We start from the raw sequence: 19,531 nt of genomic DNA, 5'->3' as shown, positions 1-19,531 counted from the left end.
TCATTCCGAGGAACGAGGAATCACACTCGGGAATCGACAAAGATTGGCGATTTAGTTTGCGGAGTTTCTAGTGTGATCTTTCCTTCGTCAAGAGGACAAAACAAAATGGATAAGTAAATTAAAAAACATATGAAATACATTCTAACTCTGTTTTTAATAACAACAATTTCCCTATCAGCCCAAACGCTCGATAATAAATTGGCATTAACCGTTGCACAAGATGGTTCTGGAGATTTTAAAACCATTCAGGAAGCGGTAAATAATGTGAAAGACAATTCAGAAAAAAGAGTTGTAATTACTATAAAGCCAGGGAAGTATATTGAGAAATTGGAAATTCCGGTTTCTAAAACGTTCATTACTTTAAAAGGGACGGATAGAAATAAGACGATTATTTCATTTGATGATTATTCAGGTAAACCGTTTCGTGAACCAGATCCGTCGGGTAAAAAAGAATTCGGAACAGGAACTTCGTATTCTTTCATAATTAAAGGAAACGACTGTACGCTTGAAAATCTTACTGTCGAAAATACAGCAGGAAGAGTAGGACAGGCGGTTTCACTTCATATAAAGAGCGACAGGGTTATCGTGAAAAACTGTAATCTTTTAGGAAATCAGGATACGCTTTATTTATCAGAGGGGAATACCCGAACCTATTTTGAAAACTGTTTTATTAATGGTACAACCGATTTTATCTTCGGTGCTGCTACGGCTTATTTTTATAAATGTACGATTGAAAGTTTAGTCAATTCCTATATTACAGCGGCTTCAACTCCGCAGGGACAAGCCTATGGTTTTGTTTTTGTTGATTGTAAGCTTACCGCAAAAGACAAATCAGTAGATAAAGTATTTCTGGGAAGACCTTGGAGACCTTATGCCCAAACCGTTTTCATTAATACAGATTTAGGTTCGCACATTATACCAGAAGGTTGGAATGCTTGGATTGATACTCGATTTCCAGATAAAGATAAAACCGCTTATTATGCTGAGTATGGAAGTAAAGGCTCGAGTGCAAAAGAATTGTCTCAACGTGTTTCTTGGTCGCATCAGTTAAAAAAAGAGGATGTACAGAAATATAATATAGATTTAGTTTTTAACGGATGGAATCCAAAAAAATAAACTCATGAAAAAGTTTAGATTTTTTACAATAACATTGTGCTCGGTTTTAATACTGAGCGCTTTTAGTTTTAAGTCGAAAGTAACGACCATTTATTTAATAGGAGATTCTACCGTTGCTGATTATTCGTTAGAAGAAAATTATCAAACTAAAAAATTTCCGCAAGTAGGTTGGGGACAAGTTTTTCAGCCTTTTTTTCAAAAAGACAGTTTAAAACTGGTAAAGAATGTTTTAGGTTCTACCAAAGAAGTAAAAGTAGATGACCGTGCTAAAGGAGGAAGAAGTACAAGAACTTTTTTTCAGGAAGGGCGTTGGTCTTCGGTTTACCAATCTCTTCAAAAGGGAGATGTTGTCATGATGCAGTTTGGTCATAATGATGCTTCTGTAGAGAAAACAGAACGTTATGTAAATATTGAAGGTTACAAAGAGTTTCTTCGACTTTTTATTAATCAGACCAAAGAAAAAGGTGCGACACCAATTGTACTTACTCCAGTTGCTAGAAATTATCCATGGAAAGATGGAAAATTAAGTAATGTTCATGGCGATTATCCGCAGGCGGCTATAGAGGTTGCAAAGGAATTGAAGGTAAAATATATCGATCTGAATGAACTTTCGATGAATTTTTTTTCTTCAAAAGGCCAAGAGTATGTTACTACAAATTACTTTATGAATTTTGAAGCAGGTAAGTTTCCTGCTTTTCCAGAGGGACAAAAAGACAATACCCATTTCCAAACTCAGGGCGGAATTGAAGTCGCTCAATTGGTTTTTAATGCAATGAAGAAATTATAGGTTTATAAAAATAAGGTAAGCCCGCTAATGATTGGATTTAGCGGGCTTTTTTGTGCTTTCCATTCATCACAAAAATCAAAAAAAAAGCTATTTGCAATTTGTTGGTCAGAATTTACGTTTAAAAATATTTTTTTTTAGTAAAATAAATTAAGTTTTTTTTTGGAGCACCCTGTAGGTATCCTGTATTTGCTTTTGTAAGTTTTTTAATCTGAAAAAAATATACTTAGAGTATTTATCTCTATCGTTTTCGTAAAAATTAGTATTTTCTAAACTATTATCTATCAGCAGTGATAGTAATTAGTTTTGCAGAATATATACTATATGTTTATTTTTGATAACAATCTTATTGTTTTTTAGTCAAAATGAGTTTTTAAATTTTGTTATAAGCAAACATTTGTCTTAAATATTTGGGTTCATCTATTTTTTCCATTCGTTTTTTATTAATATTGTTTTTTTTGAGTGTTTTTTTTTGAAATAACATGATTAAAACAGGATAGAGCAGGACGGTTCTAATGTGTCATCGTCATATTTTTGGAATATTAAAATAAATGTGTTTTAAACATTTAATAAAATTAATTTAAGATTCCATTAAGAAAAATTTTGTTAATAGAAGATGCACATTAAACATGACTAACTAACAATTAATAACCTAACCAAAAAAAACATTTATGAAACAAGCACTTATAAAAAGATGTAGTTTTCTTTTGTTTGCACTGATGAGTGTATTGAGTTATGCTCAAAATCAAGTTACAGTAACGGGAACCGTTACAGACAATTTAGGTGGACTATTACCTGGAGTTAACGTAACTGAAAAATCTACCAAAAATTCGGTGACGACAGATTACAATGGAAAGTATCAAATTAAAGTTAAAAGCGGAGGGACATTAGTATTTTCTTTCATCGGAATGAAGAAAATTGAAATTCCTCTTAATAATCGTTCTATTGTCAATGCAAAAATGGAAGACGATTTTAATCAATTAGAAAATATAGTTGTAGTTGGTTACGGTAGTCAGAAGAAAAAAGAACTTACGGGTGCGATTGCTACTATTAAGGCAGACGACTTAATGGATTTACCTGTAACCAATTTATCTGACGCATTAAAAGGATTAGTTCCTGGTGTTACTGTTACTAGTGGTACTGGTCGTCCTGGAGATGCAGGATCTGTTCAAATCCGTCAAACTTTTAGTTTATCTAAAGACGGAGGTTTTAGCACTCCTTTAATTATTATTGACGATATGATTCAGGTTGATCCAAGTAATGGTAAGCCTACATTAGAGCAATTCAACAGATTAGATCCTTCTGAGATTGAAAGTATTACAGTATTAAAAGATGGTTCTGCTGCAATTTACGGTTCGCGTGCTTCACAAGGAGCAATTGTTGTAAAAACAAAACGTGGTAAAGCTGGTAAAGCAAAGTTTTCATACAATAGCCAATTTGCAATAAATGATGCAGTTAGCCACAGTAAAGTATTGGATTCTTATGAGTTTGGAGTTTTTAGCAATAGATTTTTTAAATCTAGAGTAGCTGCGCCTGCTGTTATTGATCCTGCTACTATATATTCTGATGCAGAATTGGAGCAAATGAAAGGTTTAAATTATAACTGGCTAAAAGAAGCTTGGAAACCAGCTATTCAGCAAAAACACTCTTTTAATGTGAGTGGAGGTACTGAAGATATTACCTATTTTGCAGGTGCAACTTATTTGACACAAGATGCAAACTTAGGAAATCAGAAATATGATAAATGGAATTTCCGTACAGGTATCAACGCGAAAATTGCTAAGAATTTAGATTTTTCTGCTTCTGTTTCTGGAAACGTTGGAACAGTTGATAAATCATTTACTAAAGCATCATCAAATATTAGTGATGGTAGTTATGCTTCTGCTGCTGGTGGAGAACAAGCTGATTACGGATTCTTGTTACACATGCCGCAACATGTGCCTTGGCAGACAACAGTAGATGGTAATCAATATTATGTTTCTCCATTTCCTAATTCAAACAAAAACTTCGGAAGCGCAAATGCAAACAATAATATTGCAGGGTGGAACTATTTTGCCAATTTAAATAATGGTTCACATCAAGTTACTGATGATAATACATTCAATGTAAATGCTTCCTTAAATTATAAATTGGCTGCAGTTAAAGGATTATCTTTCAAAGTTACGTATTCAAGAAATCAAAGTTCAGCTTACACAGAGCAAATTCAATTACCTTATGATTTAGTTAGAATTAGAGATTATCAACTTCAAGACAAACACTTAGCAAGTGCGGCTAATCCTAGTTTTTATAATGCTACAACAAATCCAACAGGTAGTTATATTTTAGAAACGAACGTAAGAAACTCGAGAGTGTATTATAACAATACAGACGGTAAAAGTACTCAAGGAGATTTCATGATCAACTATGACAGAACTTTTGGAGATCACCAAATTGGAGCCATGGTAGGTGGTGAAGCTTCTGAAGTATACAATACATTTACACGTTTGGCTTATGAGCAAACAGGTAAAGATTATTTAGGAGATTATCGTACAGCGGGTCAATTAAGCCTTTCTAATAGCCAAGCTACAAAAGTTGAAGGAGGAACATTGTCTTATTTTGGACGTTTAAATTATAGCTTTAAACAAAAATATTTATTCCAGTTTATTTTACGTAGTGATGCTTCGACAAAATTTGCGCCAGAGAATTATTGGGGAACTTTCCCATCTGTTCAAGTGGGTTGGGTGATGTCTAAAGAAAATTGGTTTGAAAAAGGATTGCCTTGGGTTGACTTCTTTAAAATTCGTTACTCTATTGGTAAAACAGGAAAAGATAATATTCAGCCTTGGAGATGGGAGCAATATTATGATCTTATCGTAGACAAAGGTTTTCAGTTTGGACCTGGAACAGCTACAGGTGGTGGTGGATTTAATGGAAATGGTTTGACTCCTAGAGTAAATCCAAATAGAAATGTAACATGGGACACTACTATAAAAAACAACATTGGACTTGATATTAATTTGTTGAAAAACAGATTAAACTTTACTTATGATTTTTATTACGATAAAAATACAGATATGTTAACAGACATGAGCAGTGCTGTAGGTGTGCCAATCTCTGTAGGAGGAGCTTATGCTGAACAAAACTATGGTCAAATTGACGCATGGGGACATGAATTTGCTATTAACTGGAGTGATAAGATAAAAAGTAACATGAGTTATAATGTTGGAATCAACTTTAGCTACAATAATAATGAAATCAAAAAATATCCAGATCAAGGAAATCTTGTTCCGTCAAGTAATACGACACGTGTAGGATATTCATCATTTAATCCAGTATGGGGATTTGCAGTTTGGAAAGGAACTTCAACAGGAGATGGTATTTTACGTACAGATGAAGATATTGCAAATTACTGGGCGTATTTAACAGAACGTGCTACAGCAGTTGGAGGAGTGCCAAGATATTTCGATATCAACTCTGTTTCTGGAATGAGAAAAGGATCTTTGGCTTATCAAGATGTTGCTGGACAACTTAATCCAGATGGAACATTAGCGCCAGCAGACGGACAAATCATGAAAGAGAATGATTATGTGAAATTGGCTAATAGCAGTAGAACTTACGGTTTTACAACCAATTTAGGTTTTAAATATGAAGGATTCTCTTTGAGAACTCAAATCGCAACTTCTTGGGGAGGAGCTAATTTTGTAGACTTAGTAAATCAAGGTACATCATCTGCAAACAATATGTGGTCTCGTGAGAGTTTCTGGAGAGATATGTACGATGCTGAGGATAATCCAAATGGTAAATATCCAAACGTAGCACAATGGACCTATATGTCTAGCCCATCAGATTTCTGGCAGCTAAACACTTTCCGTTGTTTTGTTCGAAACTTAAGTCTTAACTATGACATCCCTAAGAAAGTTTTTGCAGATACAAAAATTGCTGCTATAACGCTGGGAGTAACAGGTAATAATCTTTGGGATTTATACAATCCTTATCCAGATCATTATAGAAATATGTATGATAATTCTTCTGTAAATTATCCTACACTTAGAACTTGGTCGCTTAATTTTAACGTATCATTCTAATCAAAATTAAAAGAAACTATGAAAACACCATTTAAATATATAACACTATCACTATTGCTTGCTGTAGGTGCTGCTTCTTGTAGTGATGATTTTCTAAAGGATAAGAAAGGTTATGGCTTTTACGATGATACATTCTACCAAACCCAAGAGCGTGCTCAAGCTTATGTAGACAATCAATATTATGATTTTTATAATGCTTATAAGTCACCAACTGCTACAATTATTGGTTCTTATACAGATGCAAATTCTAGATTAACAGAAGAGTTAGGTGGAACACAAGATTTTATTAATCCGAATAAAACACTTATAAACTCAGCTGATGCAAGTGGTTATTATGGAGCGAAATTAGCAACTAGTATCAATAACCATCCATACAACAGAATTAGAGAGTGTAATGCCTTTTTAGAAGACATTGATGTAAAAGGTTCAAATTTGGATAAAACATTCCGTGATCAAGCAAAAGGGCAGATGTATTATATGCGTGCTATGCAGTACTTTGATCTAATGCGTGTTTATGGAGGAGTTCCTATTGTAACAACTGTTCAAGATGCATCGGCTACTGATGCTGCAATTCAGTTACCTAGAGCAAAAGTTTCTGAGGTTGTGGCACAAATCGTTAGTGATTTAGATATGGCTGCAAGTTTATTACCTAGTAACTGGGGAGCTGCAGCTTACGGACGTTTTACTAAAGGAGCTGCAATGGCTCAAAAATCTAGAGTACTGTTAACATTTGCAAGTCCTATATTTAATAAAAACTGGGACGGTTCAAACGACCGTTGGGAAGCGGCTTTGAAAGCAGGATTGGAAGCAGAAGCTCAATTGACTGCCGATGGTTACGGATTATATGGAAGCACTGCAAAACAATGGGAACAAATGTTCTTGATTGATAATGCTTTCTGTTCAGAAGCAATCACAGTACAACTTTGCGGATTTGGTGTTACTTCTCAAGCAATTAATAACTCTTGGGAAAAAGGAATCCGTTTATTAAGTTTAGGTGGAACAGGTGGAGGAGTTGCTGCTCCAAAAGAAATGATCGATTTGTTTCCGATGGCGAATGGTAGTAGACCAACTGCCGCAAACGGTTACAATGATTTTACTTTCTTCGTAAATAGAGATCCTAGATTTTACAGAACTTTTGCCTTTTCTGGTTCTAAATGGGGAAGCAAAGAAACTCCAAATAGTGTTCTTTGGGCTTACCGTTGGTTAGATGGTTCAAATAAAGCAGGGTTTTCAGATGGGAATACTGCAATATCAAGTCCAGCTTTCGTAAGAAAAATGACAAATACTGCGGCTAGTAAAGAAACAAACTTTCAGTATTCTGGTACAGATATTTTTGAATACCGTTATGCTGAATTATTATTAAACATTGCAGAATGTTATGCTGCTTTAGGTCAAACTAGTAACACTATAGCTTATTTAGGAAGAATTAGAAATCGTGTTGGTATTCCTTCAGCAAACAATTACGGAATTGGAACACTTTCAGATAAGTATCAAGCAATTGAAGCTGTTTTATATGAGCGTAGAGTAGAATTAGCTTACGAAGGAAAACGTTTTTGGGATGTTCAAAGATGGATGTTATATGATAACGAAGTATTGCCTGGAGTTACAGGAGGTACTGTAAGTAAATTAGGTTTAACACCAATTAACGGAACAAAACGTACTGGTAACTTTTTACAATATAGAGTTTCAACATCTTCAGCAACTACAGATCCTTTGGCTAGTGCTCGTGCAAATGTAGTAGCAGATCCAGATGCGGCAAATTTCCAAGCTCAATTAGCAACGTTGGCAACATTTTATAATACAAACTTTATCCGTACAGCATTAGTTACGCCTATGGATAACTTTAATGGTGCGGCGGTTAATATCAAATTCAATCCTAACTATTATATTAATGGTTTAAATACAACGGCTTTAACTGCAAACCCTTGGCTATTACAAACTATTGGTTGGAATGATAACTTTGGAGGACTAGGTACTTTCAATTATCAAGAATAGATTTTATTTAAAAAACAGAAATATTACAAAGCTTTTCACCTGTATTCGTCAAAAGATACAGGTGATTTGTTTAAAAAGAATTACCACAACTAGAAATTAACATGAAAAATTCCGCATTATTTATCGCATCATCTCTGCTTTTTTTAGGAAGTGCAAAATGTTTTGCTCAATATCCGAAGATAAGTCCAGAAGTTCAGGCTCAAGAAAAAGCAATTAAAGAAGAAGCTCAAAGACTTTCTGATGAAGCTTGGACAAAAGCTTTAGTTGTTATTGAAGAAGAAGCAAAACATGGAAAACCATATATACCGTGGGCAGCTAGACCAACCGATTTACCTCAGGCAGAAATTCCTGCTTTCCCAGGTGCTGAAGGTGGTGGAATGTACACTTTTGGAGGTCGTGGCGGAAAAGTGTATACAGTCACAAGTCTAGAAGATCGCGGACCAGGAACTTTACGTGAAGCTTGCGAACAAGGTGGAGCGAGAATCGTGGTATTTAACGTTGCTGGAATTATTAGATTAAAAAGTCCGTTGATTATTCGTGCGCCTTACATTACAATTGCAGGACAAACAGCTCCTGGCGATGGTGTTTGTATCGCTGGAGAATCAACTTGGATTGATACGCATGACGTAATTATCAGACACGTACGTTTCCGTCGCGGAGAAACTTTCGTAGGTCGTCGTGACGATGCTATCGGAGGAAATCCTGTTGGAAACATCATGATCGATCACGTTTCTGCAACTTGGGGATTAGACGAAAACATGTCAATCTACAGACACATGTACAATCCAGGACCAGGTTACCCAGATATTAAAGTTGGAACGGTAAATATCACGATCCAAAACAGTTTATTTGGAGAAGCTCTTGATACTTATAATCACGCTTTCGGAAGTACTTTAGGTGGAGAAAATTGTTCTTTCATGAGAAATATGTGGGCTAACAATGCAGGAAGAAACCCTTCTATCGGTTGGAATGGAATTTTCAACTTCGTAAATAACGTAGTTTTCAACTGGTATAACAGATCTACAGATGGTGGAGATTATACGGCTAATTACAACATCATCAACAACTTCTACAAGCCAGGTCCTGTAACCGATTTGACGCAGCCAATCAGCTATAGAATTTTAAAACCAGAATCGGGAAGAAGTAAATTGCCTTATGTGGTTTTCGGAAGAGCTTACGTAAACGGAAATGTTATTGACGGAAACGAGAAAGTGACTAAAGATAACTGGGATGGTGGAATTCAGCTAGAGAATAAAAAAGGGGAATTAATGACTTACGATGAAGCAAAAGAATATTTTGCTAAAATGAAAGCAGCTAAGCCTTTTCCGATGCCATGGTTTCGTCCATTCATGAAAGCAGATGAAGCATATGAATTTGTTCTTAAAAATGTTGGAGCAACACTGCCAATTAGAGATAAAGTGGACGAAAGAATTGTAAGAACTGTAAAAACTGGAGTTCCAGAATATGCAAAAGGATTAGAGAAAAAGACTTTCTACCAATTCGAACACAGACGTTTACCGATGGATTCTTATAAAAAAGGAATCATTACCGACATTTCTCAAGTTGGCGGATATCCAGAATACAAAGGAAAACCTTATGTAGATACTGACAAAGACGGAATGCCAGATGCATGGGAGAAAAAATACGGTTTAAATCCGAATGATCCATCTGATGCTCAAGGAGATTTAAATGGAGATGGATATACCAATATCGAAGATTACATCAACGGTGTAAATCCTGCGATAAAAGTAGACTGGAAAGATTTGGCTAATAACAAAGAAACATTAGTTAGACCTTTATTAGATTTAAAATAAGGAACAATTTTTGAAAACATTCCTGTTTTAAAGTAAACAGGAATGTTTTCAAAAAAAGCCTGAAAGGCTCAAAGCAACAACAAAGGACAACGTCCTTTGTATAATAGAATGGAAGCAAAAAAAGCCCTGAAAGGGCGAAAGCAATTAATGAAATATGGACAAAGGCTTACGCCCTTTCAGGGCTATGCCTACATGATTGTGAGTCATAGGATGTTATCCTATGGTGTTGCTTAAAGGCCGTTGGCCTTATGATTGAGTTTAAAACTTCACTAAAAAGAAAAAGAATGGCACTAAATAAAATAAATGCTAGTTTATTATCTCTGGTTTTTGCATTTTCAAGTTTAAATGCACAACAGCATTTAGATCCTGAATATGTAAAAGTTACCAACGAAAGAGCTGCAAAAATCGTTACCAAATTAGATTTGAAAAACGAAGCAAAAGAAAAAGCAGTTTCAAATATCATCGCGCAGCAATTTAGAGATCTAACTGAAATTCAGGACGGAAGAGACGCTGAAATCAAAAAAGTAAAAGAAGATGCTTCTTTAGTAAAAGAAAAGCAAAACGAAAAGATAGATAAACTGAAAGCAAAAGCTGATGAATCAATTGCAAAACTGCATAAATCTTACATCAAAAAATTAAGTAAAGAATTATCAGAAGATAAAATTACTGAAGTTAAAGACGGAATGACATATGGCGTGCTTCCAATTACAGTTGCAGGTTACAATGATATGCTTCCAAATTTAACAGCAGAACAAAAAGACTACATCTACAAAGCTTTAGTTGAAGCAAGAGAACATGCAATGGATGCAGGTTCATCTAAAGAAAAACACGGATGGTTTGGTAAATACAAAGGAAGAATCAACAACTATTTATCGAAACAAGGTTACGATTTAAACAAAGAAAGTAAAGATTGGCACGAACGTGTTGAGCAAAGAGAGAAAGCTAAGAATTAGTAATTAGTAATTAGTGATTAGTAATTAGTGATTAGTGATTAGTGATTAGTTCTTAGTAGCTAGTGGTCATATATTTAGTTATTTATGAATTATAATAATATTAAAAATGCTAATTGCTAAGAACTAAAAACTCAACACAAAAGCTAATTACTAAGAGCTAATCACTAAAAAAGTAACTACTATTAACTACAACCACACAATTTAATGCAAAATATTTTCCCAAACCATACTTTAAAAAGAGCATTTATGGCGTTGTCATTTTGTTCTCTTGTCTCATCGGCGTATGCCCAATATCCTGTAATTCCAAAACCTGTTCAGGAAAAAGCCGATGCTATATTAGCTGACGAAGAAAAAAGGCTGAGCGAAATCTGGAATGCCAATCTTCATATAATCAAAGAAGAAGCAAAACAAGGAAAACCATATTTGCCTTGGGCTTCGTATCCTAAAGATTTTGTTTTTGCAGATATTCCTGCCTTTCCAGGTGCTGAAGGGGGTGGAGCATACACACAAGGTGGTCGTGGCGGAAAAATATTTGTTGTTACGAGTTTAGAAGACAGCGGAAAAGGAACTTTTCGTGAAGCTTGCGAAGCAGTTGGAGCGAGAACAATAGTTTTCAACGTTTCAGGAATTATTCAATTAAAGAAAAGAATCAGCATGCGTGCGCCATACGTAACCATTGCTGGACAAACGGCTCCGGGTGACGGAATTTGCATTGCAGGAGAAACTTTAGAAATTGATACACATGACGTAATTATTCGTCATATGCGTTTCCGTCGTGGTGCAACTGAAGTAACAAGAAGAGACGATGCTCTAGGCGGAAATCCAATGGGAAATATAATCGTTGATCACTGTTCTGTAAGCTGGGGATTAGATGAAAATATTTCTTTATACAGACATCAATTTGCAGCTAATGCAAAATCAAAACTGGAAAAATTACCAGCTTGTAATATCACGATTCAAAACACTATTTCATCAGAAGGGTTAGATACGTATAATCATGCTTTCGGAAGTACAATCGGCGGATTAAATAGTACTTTTATGCGCAACTTATGGGCGGATAACATTTCAAGAAATGCTTCTATCGGAATGTACGGCGACTTTAATTTTGTAAATAACGTAGTATTCAATTGGTGGAATCGTACTCTTGATGGAGGTGATTATCGTTCGATGTTAAACATCATCAATAACTATTTTAAACCAGGGCCAATAACGCCGCAAAACGAACCTATTGCTCATAGAATTGTAAAACCGGAATCTGGTTATATTGAGCCAAAACAATATGGAAGAGCTTATGTTTCAGGAAACTTTATTGTTGGTTCTCCTGAAGTTACGGCAGACAACTGGAATGGCGGTGTACAATTGGAAAACCTTCCAGAAGCTGAAACAAAAGAATTTTTAGCAGCTATTAAACAGCCAAAACCTTTTTCAATGCCAAAATTCAATATCATGTCGGCAGAAGAAGCTTACGATTTTGTTTTAACGAATGTTGGAGCGACAATTCCAAAAAGAGATGCGGTTGATGAAAGAATTATCAAACAAGTTAAAACTGGAAAAATCGAAGTAAAAGACGGTTTAGAAAACAATATCGGAAAAGAGTATATCAAAAGAAGATTACCTGCTGACTCTTATAAAAAAGGAATTATAACGCATCCTGACCAAGTGGGCGGATATCCAACTTACAAGGGAAAAGCCTATAAAGATTCAGATAATGACGGAATTCCAGATGCGTGGGAAAAGAAATACAGTTTAAATCCGAATGATGCTTCAGATGCTAACAAAGATGCAAACGGAGACGGATATACGAACATCGAAAAGTATTTTAACGGTATCGATCCAAACAGTAAAACAGATTGGACGAAAATCGAAAATAATACGGATACTTTGGCTAAGCTGAAATCATTGTTGCAATAAGAGTTAGAAAATAGAGTAAAGAATATAGAAAATAGACATTAGAAAAAATGATTTAGCTTTGAAGAAATCTATATTCTTTACTCTATTTTCTATATTCTAAACATTTCTAAAAAATAATAAGGTGAATTTTATCCAGTTAAAAAATACAATCTCCCTTCAAAAAGATAAAATAGTTTTGTCTAGTTTGGCGATGCTTTTCAGTATAAACATCACAGCCCAAAACAATTTCCCAGACATAATAAAAACCAAAGAGGGAAAACTTTCTTTTACAACAGATAATCAAGGAAACCAAATTCCTGATTTTTCTTTTGCAGGATATAGAAACTCAGAAGTTGCCATTCCGAATTTGGAGAATAAAATTTTCGTTTCTCAACAAGAAGAAGATGCAACTCAGAAAATCCAAAACACAATTGATTATGTAGGTTCATTAAAACCAGATAAATCAGGATTTCGCGGAGCAGTTTTGTTAGACAAAGGAACTTTCAAAATCAGCGGAACATTATACATTAGGAAATCGGGAGTAGTTTTAAGAGGAAGTGGCAATGCCGAAAATGGAACCGTACTTTTAGGAACCGGATTAGAAAGAGAAGCTTTAATTAGAATTTTAGGTGTAAACGATAAAGCATATAAAGATTCATTTGAATTCGCTAACGCATACACATCACTTGGAACACAGAAAATCCAATTAAAAAATACTTCAAAATTAAAAGTGGGTGACGAAATTGAAATCAGTAAACCTTTAACGGATAATTTCATTAAAGAAGTAAACATGCAGGATTTCGGCGGAGAAACTTCTTGGATTGGCTGGAAAAAAGGAGACTGGATTACCACTTGGAATCGTGTCGTAACCAAAATCAACGGAAACGAAGTAACTGTAAATGCTCCAATCACAATGTCTTTGGATGATGTTTTCGGAACTTCAAAAGTAACTGTTTATTCTTGGCAAGGAAGAATTGAAAATACTGGAATTGAAAATATCTTAATAAAATCAACCTACAATCCTTCAAATTTAAAAGATGAAGAACATAGATGGCAGGCGATCAGCATCGAAAATACCAGAAATGCTTGGGTAAAACAAGTTAATTTCAAGCATTTTGCAGGCGGAGCCGTTACGATTTTAAAAACAAGTCAGCAAATTACGGTTGAAGATTGTATGGCAACTGAGCCTATTTCTGAAATCGCTTCATTTAGAAGACATACTTTTTACACAGAAGGGCAGCAAACACTTTTCCAACGCTGTTATTCAGAATTTGGATATCATGATTTCGCCGTCGGCGGATTCGGGACAACTGGTCCAAACGCTTTCGTACAATGCGAATCACATTTGCCATTCGAAAACAGCGGCGCAATAGGAAGTTGGGCAACAGGAGTTTTATTTGACATTGCCAATATCGACGGAAAAGCATTAAGTTATAATAACAGAGAACAAGGCGGAAGAGGAGCAGGATGGACAGCAGCTAATTCTGTAATCTGGGAATCATCGGCATCAAAAGTAGAATGTTATAGTCCGCCAACAGCACAAAACTGGGCTTTTGGAGTTTGGGGGCAATTTGGAGGAAACGGACATTGGAAAGACGTTAACGGACACATCAGTCCAAGAAGTTTATTCTACACGCAGTTAGAAGCTAGATTAGGAAAACTTCCAGTTCAGCCATTTATTTACGATTTAGGTTCAGAACCATCTTCAAGTCCAAGTTTAGAAGTCGCTGCAGAATTGACTAAAAATGCTGCTACAACCGCAAAAAGTTTACAAGAATGGATTGCAGAAGCTTCAAAAGCAAATCCAATAAATACAGAAAGTAAAGGTTTAAAAAATGCAAATGATTTAAAAGTTGCTTCAAATAAAACAGAAAAATCAACTTCAAAAGTAACTACAGAAAATGGCTGGTTAACTTTTGAAGGAAAAGTAATCGCAGGAAAACAAACCAACGTTGCTTGGTGGAGAGGAGATTTAACCGATGATTTCGTAAACAAATCAACACCGCACATTACTCGTTTTGTTCCAGGAAGAACAGGAAACGGATTGACGGATAAAGTACAAGAAACGGTAGATTATTTAACTAAAAACAATATCGTTGCCTTAGAACACAATTATGGTTTATGGTACGACAGAAGAATGGACGATCACGAACGTGTGCGCCGAGTTGATGACGATGTTTGGCCTCCGTTTTACGAACAACCTTTCGCCAGAAGCGGAAAAGATTTCGCTTGGGATCATTTAAGCAAATACGATTTAACAAAATTCAATGATTGGTATTGGAGCCGTTTAGCGCAGTTTGCAACGCTGGCAGAACCAAACGGACAACTGTTAATCAATCAACAATATTTTCAGCATAATATTTTAGAAGCCGGAGCGCATTGGGCAAGTTCACCTTGGCGTTCAGCAAATAATATTAACAGTACAGGATTTCCTGAGCCACCGCCTTACGCAGGAGACAAACGTATTTTTATGGCAGAGCAGTTTTATGATATTACGAATGCGCAAAGAAGAAAATTACACGAAGGTTTCATCAGAAAATCATTCGAGAACTTTCAGGAAAACAGTAACGTAATCCAGTTAACAAGTGCCGAGTATACAGGTCCGTTACATTTTATGGAATTCTGGTTAGACCAAGCCCAAAATTGGAAAGACGAAACTGGTAAAAAAGGATTAATTGGATTAAGTGCTACAAAAGATGTACAAGATGCGATTTTAAATGATGCTAAAAGAGTAAAAACCGTTGATGTAATTGACATTCGTTATTGGTATTACAAAGAAAACGGTTCTGCTTATGCACCGCAAGGAGGCGTTAATTTAGCGCCAAGACAGCACGCCCGAAAACTAAAAACCGGAAAAGAAACAGACAATCAGGTTTATCGTGCCGTTCGTGAATACCGAGAAAAATATCCAGAAAAAGTGATATTATATTCAACAGATGGTTCGTCAAGATTTGGATGGCCGGCTTTAATGGCGGGAGCTTCAATGCCAAACATTCCAAAAATTGAACTGCCACAGTTTTATATCGCTTTAAGCGAAATGAAATTAGTTGAAGGAAATTCGTTTTCAGATAATATTTGGAAATTAGAAAACAAGGGAAAAAGCTATCTTTTTTACTTGAAAAACGAGCAAGATATCACAATCGATTTATCAAACGAAAAAGGAACATTTGAAGTATTTGCCATCAATGCAACAACAGGAAATATAACGAAAAAAGCCAACATCAGCGGAGGAAAACAAGTAACAATTCCACAAGCTGAAATAAATGAAAAAGTGCTTTTTGTAGTGAAAAAATAAAAGAAGGGTTTGCCACGAATTAGCACGAATTTAATTTTGAATTAAATCTGCTCAATCTGAAAGATCTGCGAGAGTAAATTTTTCACGCAGATTTAAAAAAGATAAAAGCAGATTCAACAGATTTTTAAATTTTGATCTGCGTAGATCAGCCAAAATCTGAGAAATCTGCGTGAAACAATAAACACAAGCAGAATAAAAATTAGTGAAAATTCGTGTAATTCGTGGCAAACAAACCTAAAAAACATAAATTCAAAAACAAACCAAAATGAATCTGAAAATTAAATCTTTATACGCTCTTTGTATAAGCTTTATGTTAACAGCACAAAGCGGATTTTCGCAATCTGCAAAAACAAAAGCATCTCTGCCTGAAATCAAAGTATCTAAAAATCAGCATTATTTTGTTACCGAAAACGAAAAACCCTTTTTCTGGCTGGGCGATACAGGCTGGCTTGCATTCGGGAAACTAGACAGAGCAGGAGTAGAGAAATATTTCAAAGATCGAAAAGACAAAGGATTCAATGTCGTTCAGGTAATGGTTTTACACAATATAAATGCCGTTAATGTGTATGGTGACGCCGCTTTAATTAACGAAGACGTTTCAAAACCCCTAATTACAGCAGGAAATGATTTCAAAGATGCAAAGCAATACGATTATTGGGATCATGTAGATTACACTTTAGATGTGGCTCAGAAAAACGGAATTTACTTAGCAATGGTTCCAGTTTGGGGAACCAACGTTTCAAAAGGAAATAAAGTAAGCAAAGAGCAGGCAATTGAATATGCTAAGTTCTTAGCTAACCGATATAAAAACAGAACCAATGTAATTTGGTTAAACGGTGGAGACACACACGGAAATGAATTTCAGGATATCTGGAATGCCATCGGAAATACTTTAAAAACCAACAATCCAAACCAGTTAGTGACTTTCCACCCATTTGGAAGAACCGATTCTTCAGAGAATTTCCATAACGAAAAATGGTTAGATTTCAATATGTTCCAATCAGGACACAGAAGATACGATCAGGATTCAATCAAAACGAATTTCAAAGAAGACAATTACAAATTTGTCCTAAGAGATTTCGAATTAAAACCGACAAAACCAACACTTGACGGAGAACCATCGTACGAAGGAATTCCACACGGTTTGCACGATACTCTACAGCCAAAATGGACAGCAAGCGATGTACGTCGTTACGGATATTGGTCAGTACTTTCAGGCGGTGCAGGTTACACATACGGACATAACGCTGTAATGCAAATGTTCAGAAAAGGAGATAAACCAGCGTACGGAAACAAAGAATTATGGACATCAGCCATCAATGCTCCTGGAGCAAAACAAATGATTTATATTAAGAAATTAATGGAAGAAGTACCATTTTTAGAAGGAGTTCCAGATATTTCATTAGTGGTTAACCAAGGAGAAAAATACGATTATATTCCGGCTATAAGAGGAGAAAAATACGCTTTATTATACACTTATAACGGAAGAATAATAGAAGTAAAACTAGGAAAAATTACTGGAGATAAATTCGAAGCAACTTGGTACAATCCAAGAAATGGTAAGAAAACCAAAATCGGAACATTTGATAATAAAGGAACTCAAAATTTTCAGCCAGAAGGTAAAAAAGAAGATGGTAATGATTGGGTTTTGATTTTGAAATCTACTAAGTGATTAGTGAAAAGTAAAAAGTAATTAGTGAAATGCAATTCGTGAATAATCACGGGTTATCCACAATCTTGTCATTTCGACGAAGGAGAAATCTTCGCAAGAAACTCTACAAAGTTGCTCAACCATGCGGAGCTACTAACGAGGATTTCTCCTTACGTCGAAATGACAAAAAATGAGAATATAATACTCTCGCAGATTTGCTTCGCCTGTTCGCTGTCGCTCGGCTTACAGATCAAGCAGATAAAAATCTTTTTAATCTGTTAAATCAGGGGCAAAAAAAAAATCTGCACAATCTGCCAAATCTGCGAGAGAAAAAAACAACACAACTATGAAAAACATATTAATAATACTCTGCTTCATAACTGGATTAAACACCGCTTTCGCTAACGACGGCTGGTTAAACATCTTAAAAGAAGGAGGAAACAACAAAGGAATAAAATGCACACAAGCCATTCAGAATGCAATTGAAAAAGCATCTAAAAATGGTGGAGGAACGATCTTTTTTCCTGCTGGAGAATATTTAACAGGAGCTCTAACATTAAGAAGCAATATTACAATTCATTTAGATTCAGGAGCACTTTTAAAGTTTTCAGAGAACTTCGATGATTTCCTTCCTTATGTAGAAATGCGTTACGAAGGAATCGTAATGAAAAGTTTCCAGCCTTTATTTTACGCAAAAGATGTTCAAAATATCACCATTACAGGAAGAGGCGTAATAGACGGACAAGGAAAAGCTTGGTGGAATGAAGTGTATCGAATTGAAACTGCTAAAGAACCACTTCCTCCAACCAAATATCAAACCATGTGGGAAGAGCAAAATAAAGGCCTTTACACAGAACCATATTACAAAAGAACGGTTGATAAGAAATTCTTCAGACCTTCTTTTTTTCAGGCTTACAACTGCAAAAATATTTTGATCGAAGGCGTAACCTTTCAAAATTCACCTTTCTGGACGATTAATCCTGAATTCTGTGATAATGTAACCGTAACGGGAATTTCGATTTTTAATCCGCATTCACCAAATACAGACGGAATCAATCCTTCTTCTTGCACGAATGTTCATATTTCAAACTGTCACATCAGTGTTGGAGACGATTGTATCACGATCAAATCAGGAAGAGATGGCGACGGACGTAAATACGGAAAAGCAACAGAAAACGTAACCATTACAAACTGTACCATGTTAAGCGGTCACGGTGGAGTGGTTATTGGAAGTGAAATGTCGGGTGGAATCAAAAAGATCACGATTTCAAATTGTGTTTTTGATGGAACAGATCGTGGAATCCGTATTAAGTCAGCTCGCGGAAGAGGGGGTGTTGTAGAAGATATTCGCGTAGATAATATCGTCATGAAAAATATCAAAGAAGAAGCAATCGTTTTGAGCCTTTTCTACGATAAAGGAACTCAGGTTGAAGCTGTAACCGAGAAAACGCCGATTTTCAGAAACATTCACATGAGCAATATTACGGCTTCAAACGTAAACAAAGCGGGACAGATTCTGGGAATTACCGAAATGCCAATTCAAAACATCACTTTCTCCAACATCAATATGGATGGAAAAGAAGGTTTTACTGTGAGCACGGCAACAGATGTTGAATTTCACGATGTAAAAGTAAATGCAACCGTTGGTTCGTCTTTCAAAATATCAGATTCAAAAAACATCATTTTAGACAATGTTGGATCTTCAACAGCAATAAAAGGAGTTCCTGTTATCAAATTAGATAATGTTTCAAATGTGCTGATCAACAATAATTTTCCATTCAACCCAACCGATATTTTTATCGAAGCGGATGGAAAAGACACTAAAAACATTTTCCTGAAAAATAATGTTTTAAATAACGTTACAACGAAAATCAAAAAAGGCGTTTCTTTAGATAAAAAAGCAATTACAGAATAATAAATCGGTGAGCCAACTTTGTCAAAGTTCGAAACTTTGACAAAGTTTTAAACG

At 35.4% G+C, this 19,531-nt stretch carries 10 protein-coding genes; all 10 read left to right on the top strand.

Annotated features, from left to right (window positions below; genetic code table 11):
* Window positions 1–129 precede the first annotated feature (129 nt).
* The 10 genes from QLQ95_RS22990 (at window position 130) to QLQ95_RS22945 (ending at window position 19,477) form a co-directional block, all read left to right on the top strand.
* On the top strand, window positions 130–1,116 hold the full coding sequence (locus QLQ95_RS22990; RefSeq protein WP_482501888.1) for a pectinesterase family protein: 987 nt from the start codon (window positions 130–132) through the stop codon (window positions 1,114–1,116).
* A gap of 4 nt (window positions 1,117–1,120) precedes the next feature.
* On the top strand, window positions 1,121–1,903 hold the full coding sequence (locus QLQ95_RS22985; RefSeq protein WP_482501887.1) for a rhamnogalacturonan acetylesterase: 783 nt from the start codon (window positions 1,121–1,123) through the stop codon (window positions 1,901–1,903).
* Window positions 1,904–2,571: 668 nt separating this feature from the next.
* Window positions 2,572–5,964, top strand: a complete 3,393-nt coding sequence (locus tag QLQ95_RS22980) for a SusC/RagA family TonB-linked outer membrane protein (protein ID WP_482501886.1) — start codon at window positions 2,572–2,574, stop codon at window positions 5,962–5,964.
* 18 nt (window positions 5,965–5,982) lie between these two features.
* Complete coding sequence (locus tag QLQ95_RS22975) at window positions 5,983–7,959, top strand: RagB/SusD family nutrient uptake outer membrane protein (RefSeq protein WP_482501885.1); 1,977 nt, start codon at window positions 5,983–5,985, stop codon at window positions 7,957–7,959.
* A gap of 101 nt (window positions 7,960–8,060) precedes the next feature.
* Window positions 8,061–9,773, top strand: a complete 1,713-nt coding sequence (locus tag QLQ95_RS22970; RefSeq protein WP_482501884.1) for a polysaccharide lyase — start codon at window positions 8,061–8,063, stop codon at window positions 9,771–9,773.
* A gap of 284 nt (window positions 9,774–10,057) precedes the next feature.
* Window positions 10,058–10,726 (top strand): DUF3826 domain-containing protein, encoded by a 669-nt coding sequence (locus QLQ95_RS22965; RefSeq protein WP_482501882.1) that lies wholly within the window; start codon window positions 10,058–10,060, stop codon window positions 10,724–10,726.
* A 204-nt stretch (window positions 10,727–10,930) separates the two neighbouring features.
* Window positions 10,931–12,637: a polysaccharide lyase gene (locus QLQ95_RS22960; RefSeq protein WP_482501881.1), complete on the top strand. Its 1,707-nt coding sequence runs from the start codon at window positions 10,931–10,933 to the stop codon at window positions 12,635–12,637.
* A 121-nt stretch (window positions 12,638–12,758) separates the two neighbouring features.
* A complete protein-coding gene (locus tag QLQ95_RS22955; RefSeq protein WP_482501879.1) occupies window positions 12,759–15,911 on the top strand; it encodes a DUF6298 domain-containing protein in 3,153 nt (1,050 codons plus the stop codon).
* Window positions 15,912–16,176: 265 nt separating this feature from the next.
* Entirely contained in the window at window positions 16,177–17,583 is a 1,407-nt protein-coding gene (locus QLQ95_RS22950) for a glycoside hydrolase family 140 protein (protein ID WP_320493817.1), read from the top strand.
* A 325-nt stretch (window positions 17,584–17,908) separates the two neighbouring features.
* Window positions 17,909–19,477, top strand: coding sequence for a glycoside hydrolase family 28 protein (locus QLQ95_RS22945; protein ID WP_482501877.1), 1,569 nt, complete (start codon window positions 17,909–17,911; stop codon window positions 19,475–19,477).
* The last annotated feature ends 54 nt before the right edge of the window (window positions 19,478–19,531 follow it).

Source organism: Flavobacterium sp. B330r (genome assembly GCF_056824325.1).
Note: the sequence above shows the minus strand (reverse complement) of the source record. Positions and strands in the feature narration are given on the sequence as shown.

Coding starts and splice junctions, on each gene's coding strand:
- QLQ95_RS22990 (WP_482501888.1), top strand. CDS start 130: ATGAAATACATTCTAACTCTGTTTTTAATAACAACAATTTCCCTATCA.
- QLQ95_RS22985 (WP_482501887.1), top strand. CDS start 1,121: ATGAAAAAGTTTAGATTTTTTACAATAACATTGTGCTCGGTTTTAATA.
- QLQ95_RS22970 (WP_482501884.1), top strand. CDS start 8,061: ATGAAAAATTCCGCATTATTTATCGCATCATCTCTGCTTTTTTTAGGA.
- QLQ95_RS22960 (WP_482501881.1), top strand. CDS start 10,931: ATGCAAAATATTTTCCCAAACCATACTTTAAAAAGAGCATTTATGGCG.
- QLQ95_RS22965 (WP_482501882.1), top strand. CDS start 10,058: ATGGCACTAAATAAAATAAATGCTAGTTTATTATCTCTGGTTTTTGCA.
- QLQ95_RS22975 (WP_482501885.1), top strand. CDS start 5,983: ATGAAAACACCATTTAAATATATAACACTATCACTATTGCTTGCTGTA.
- QLQ95_RS22945 (WP_482501877.1), top strand. CDS start 17,909: ATGAAAAACATATTAATAATACTCTGCTTCATAACTGGATTAAACACC.
- QLQ95_RS22950 (WP_320493817.1), top strand. CDS start 16,177: ATGAATCTGAAAATTAAATCTTTATACGCTCTTTGTATAAGCTTTATG.
- QLQ95_RS22980 (WP_482501886.1), top strand. CDS start 2,572: ATGAAACAAGCACTTATAAAAAGATGTAGTTTTCTTTTGTTTGCACTG.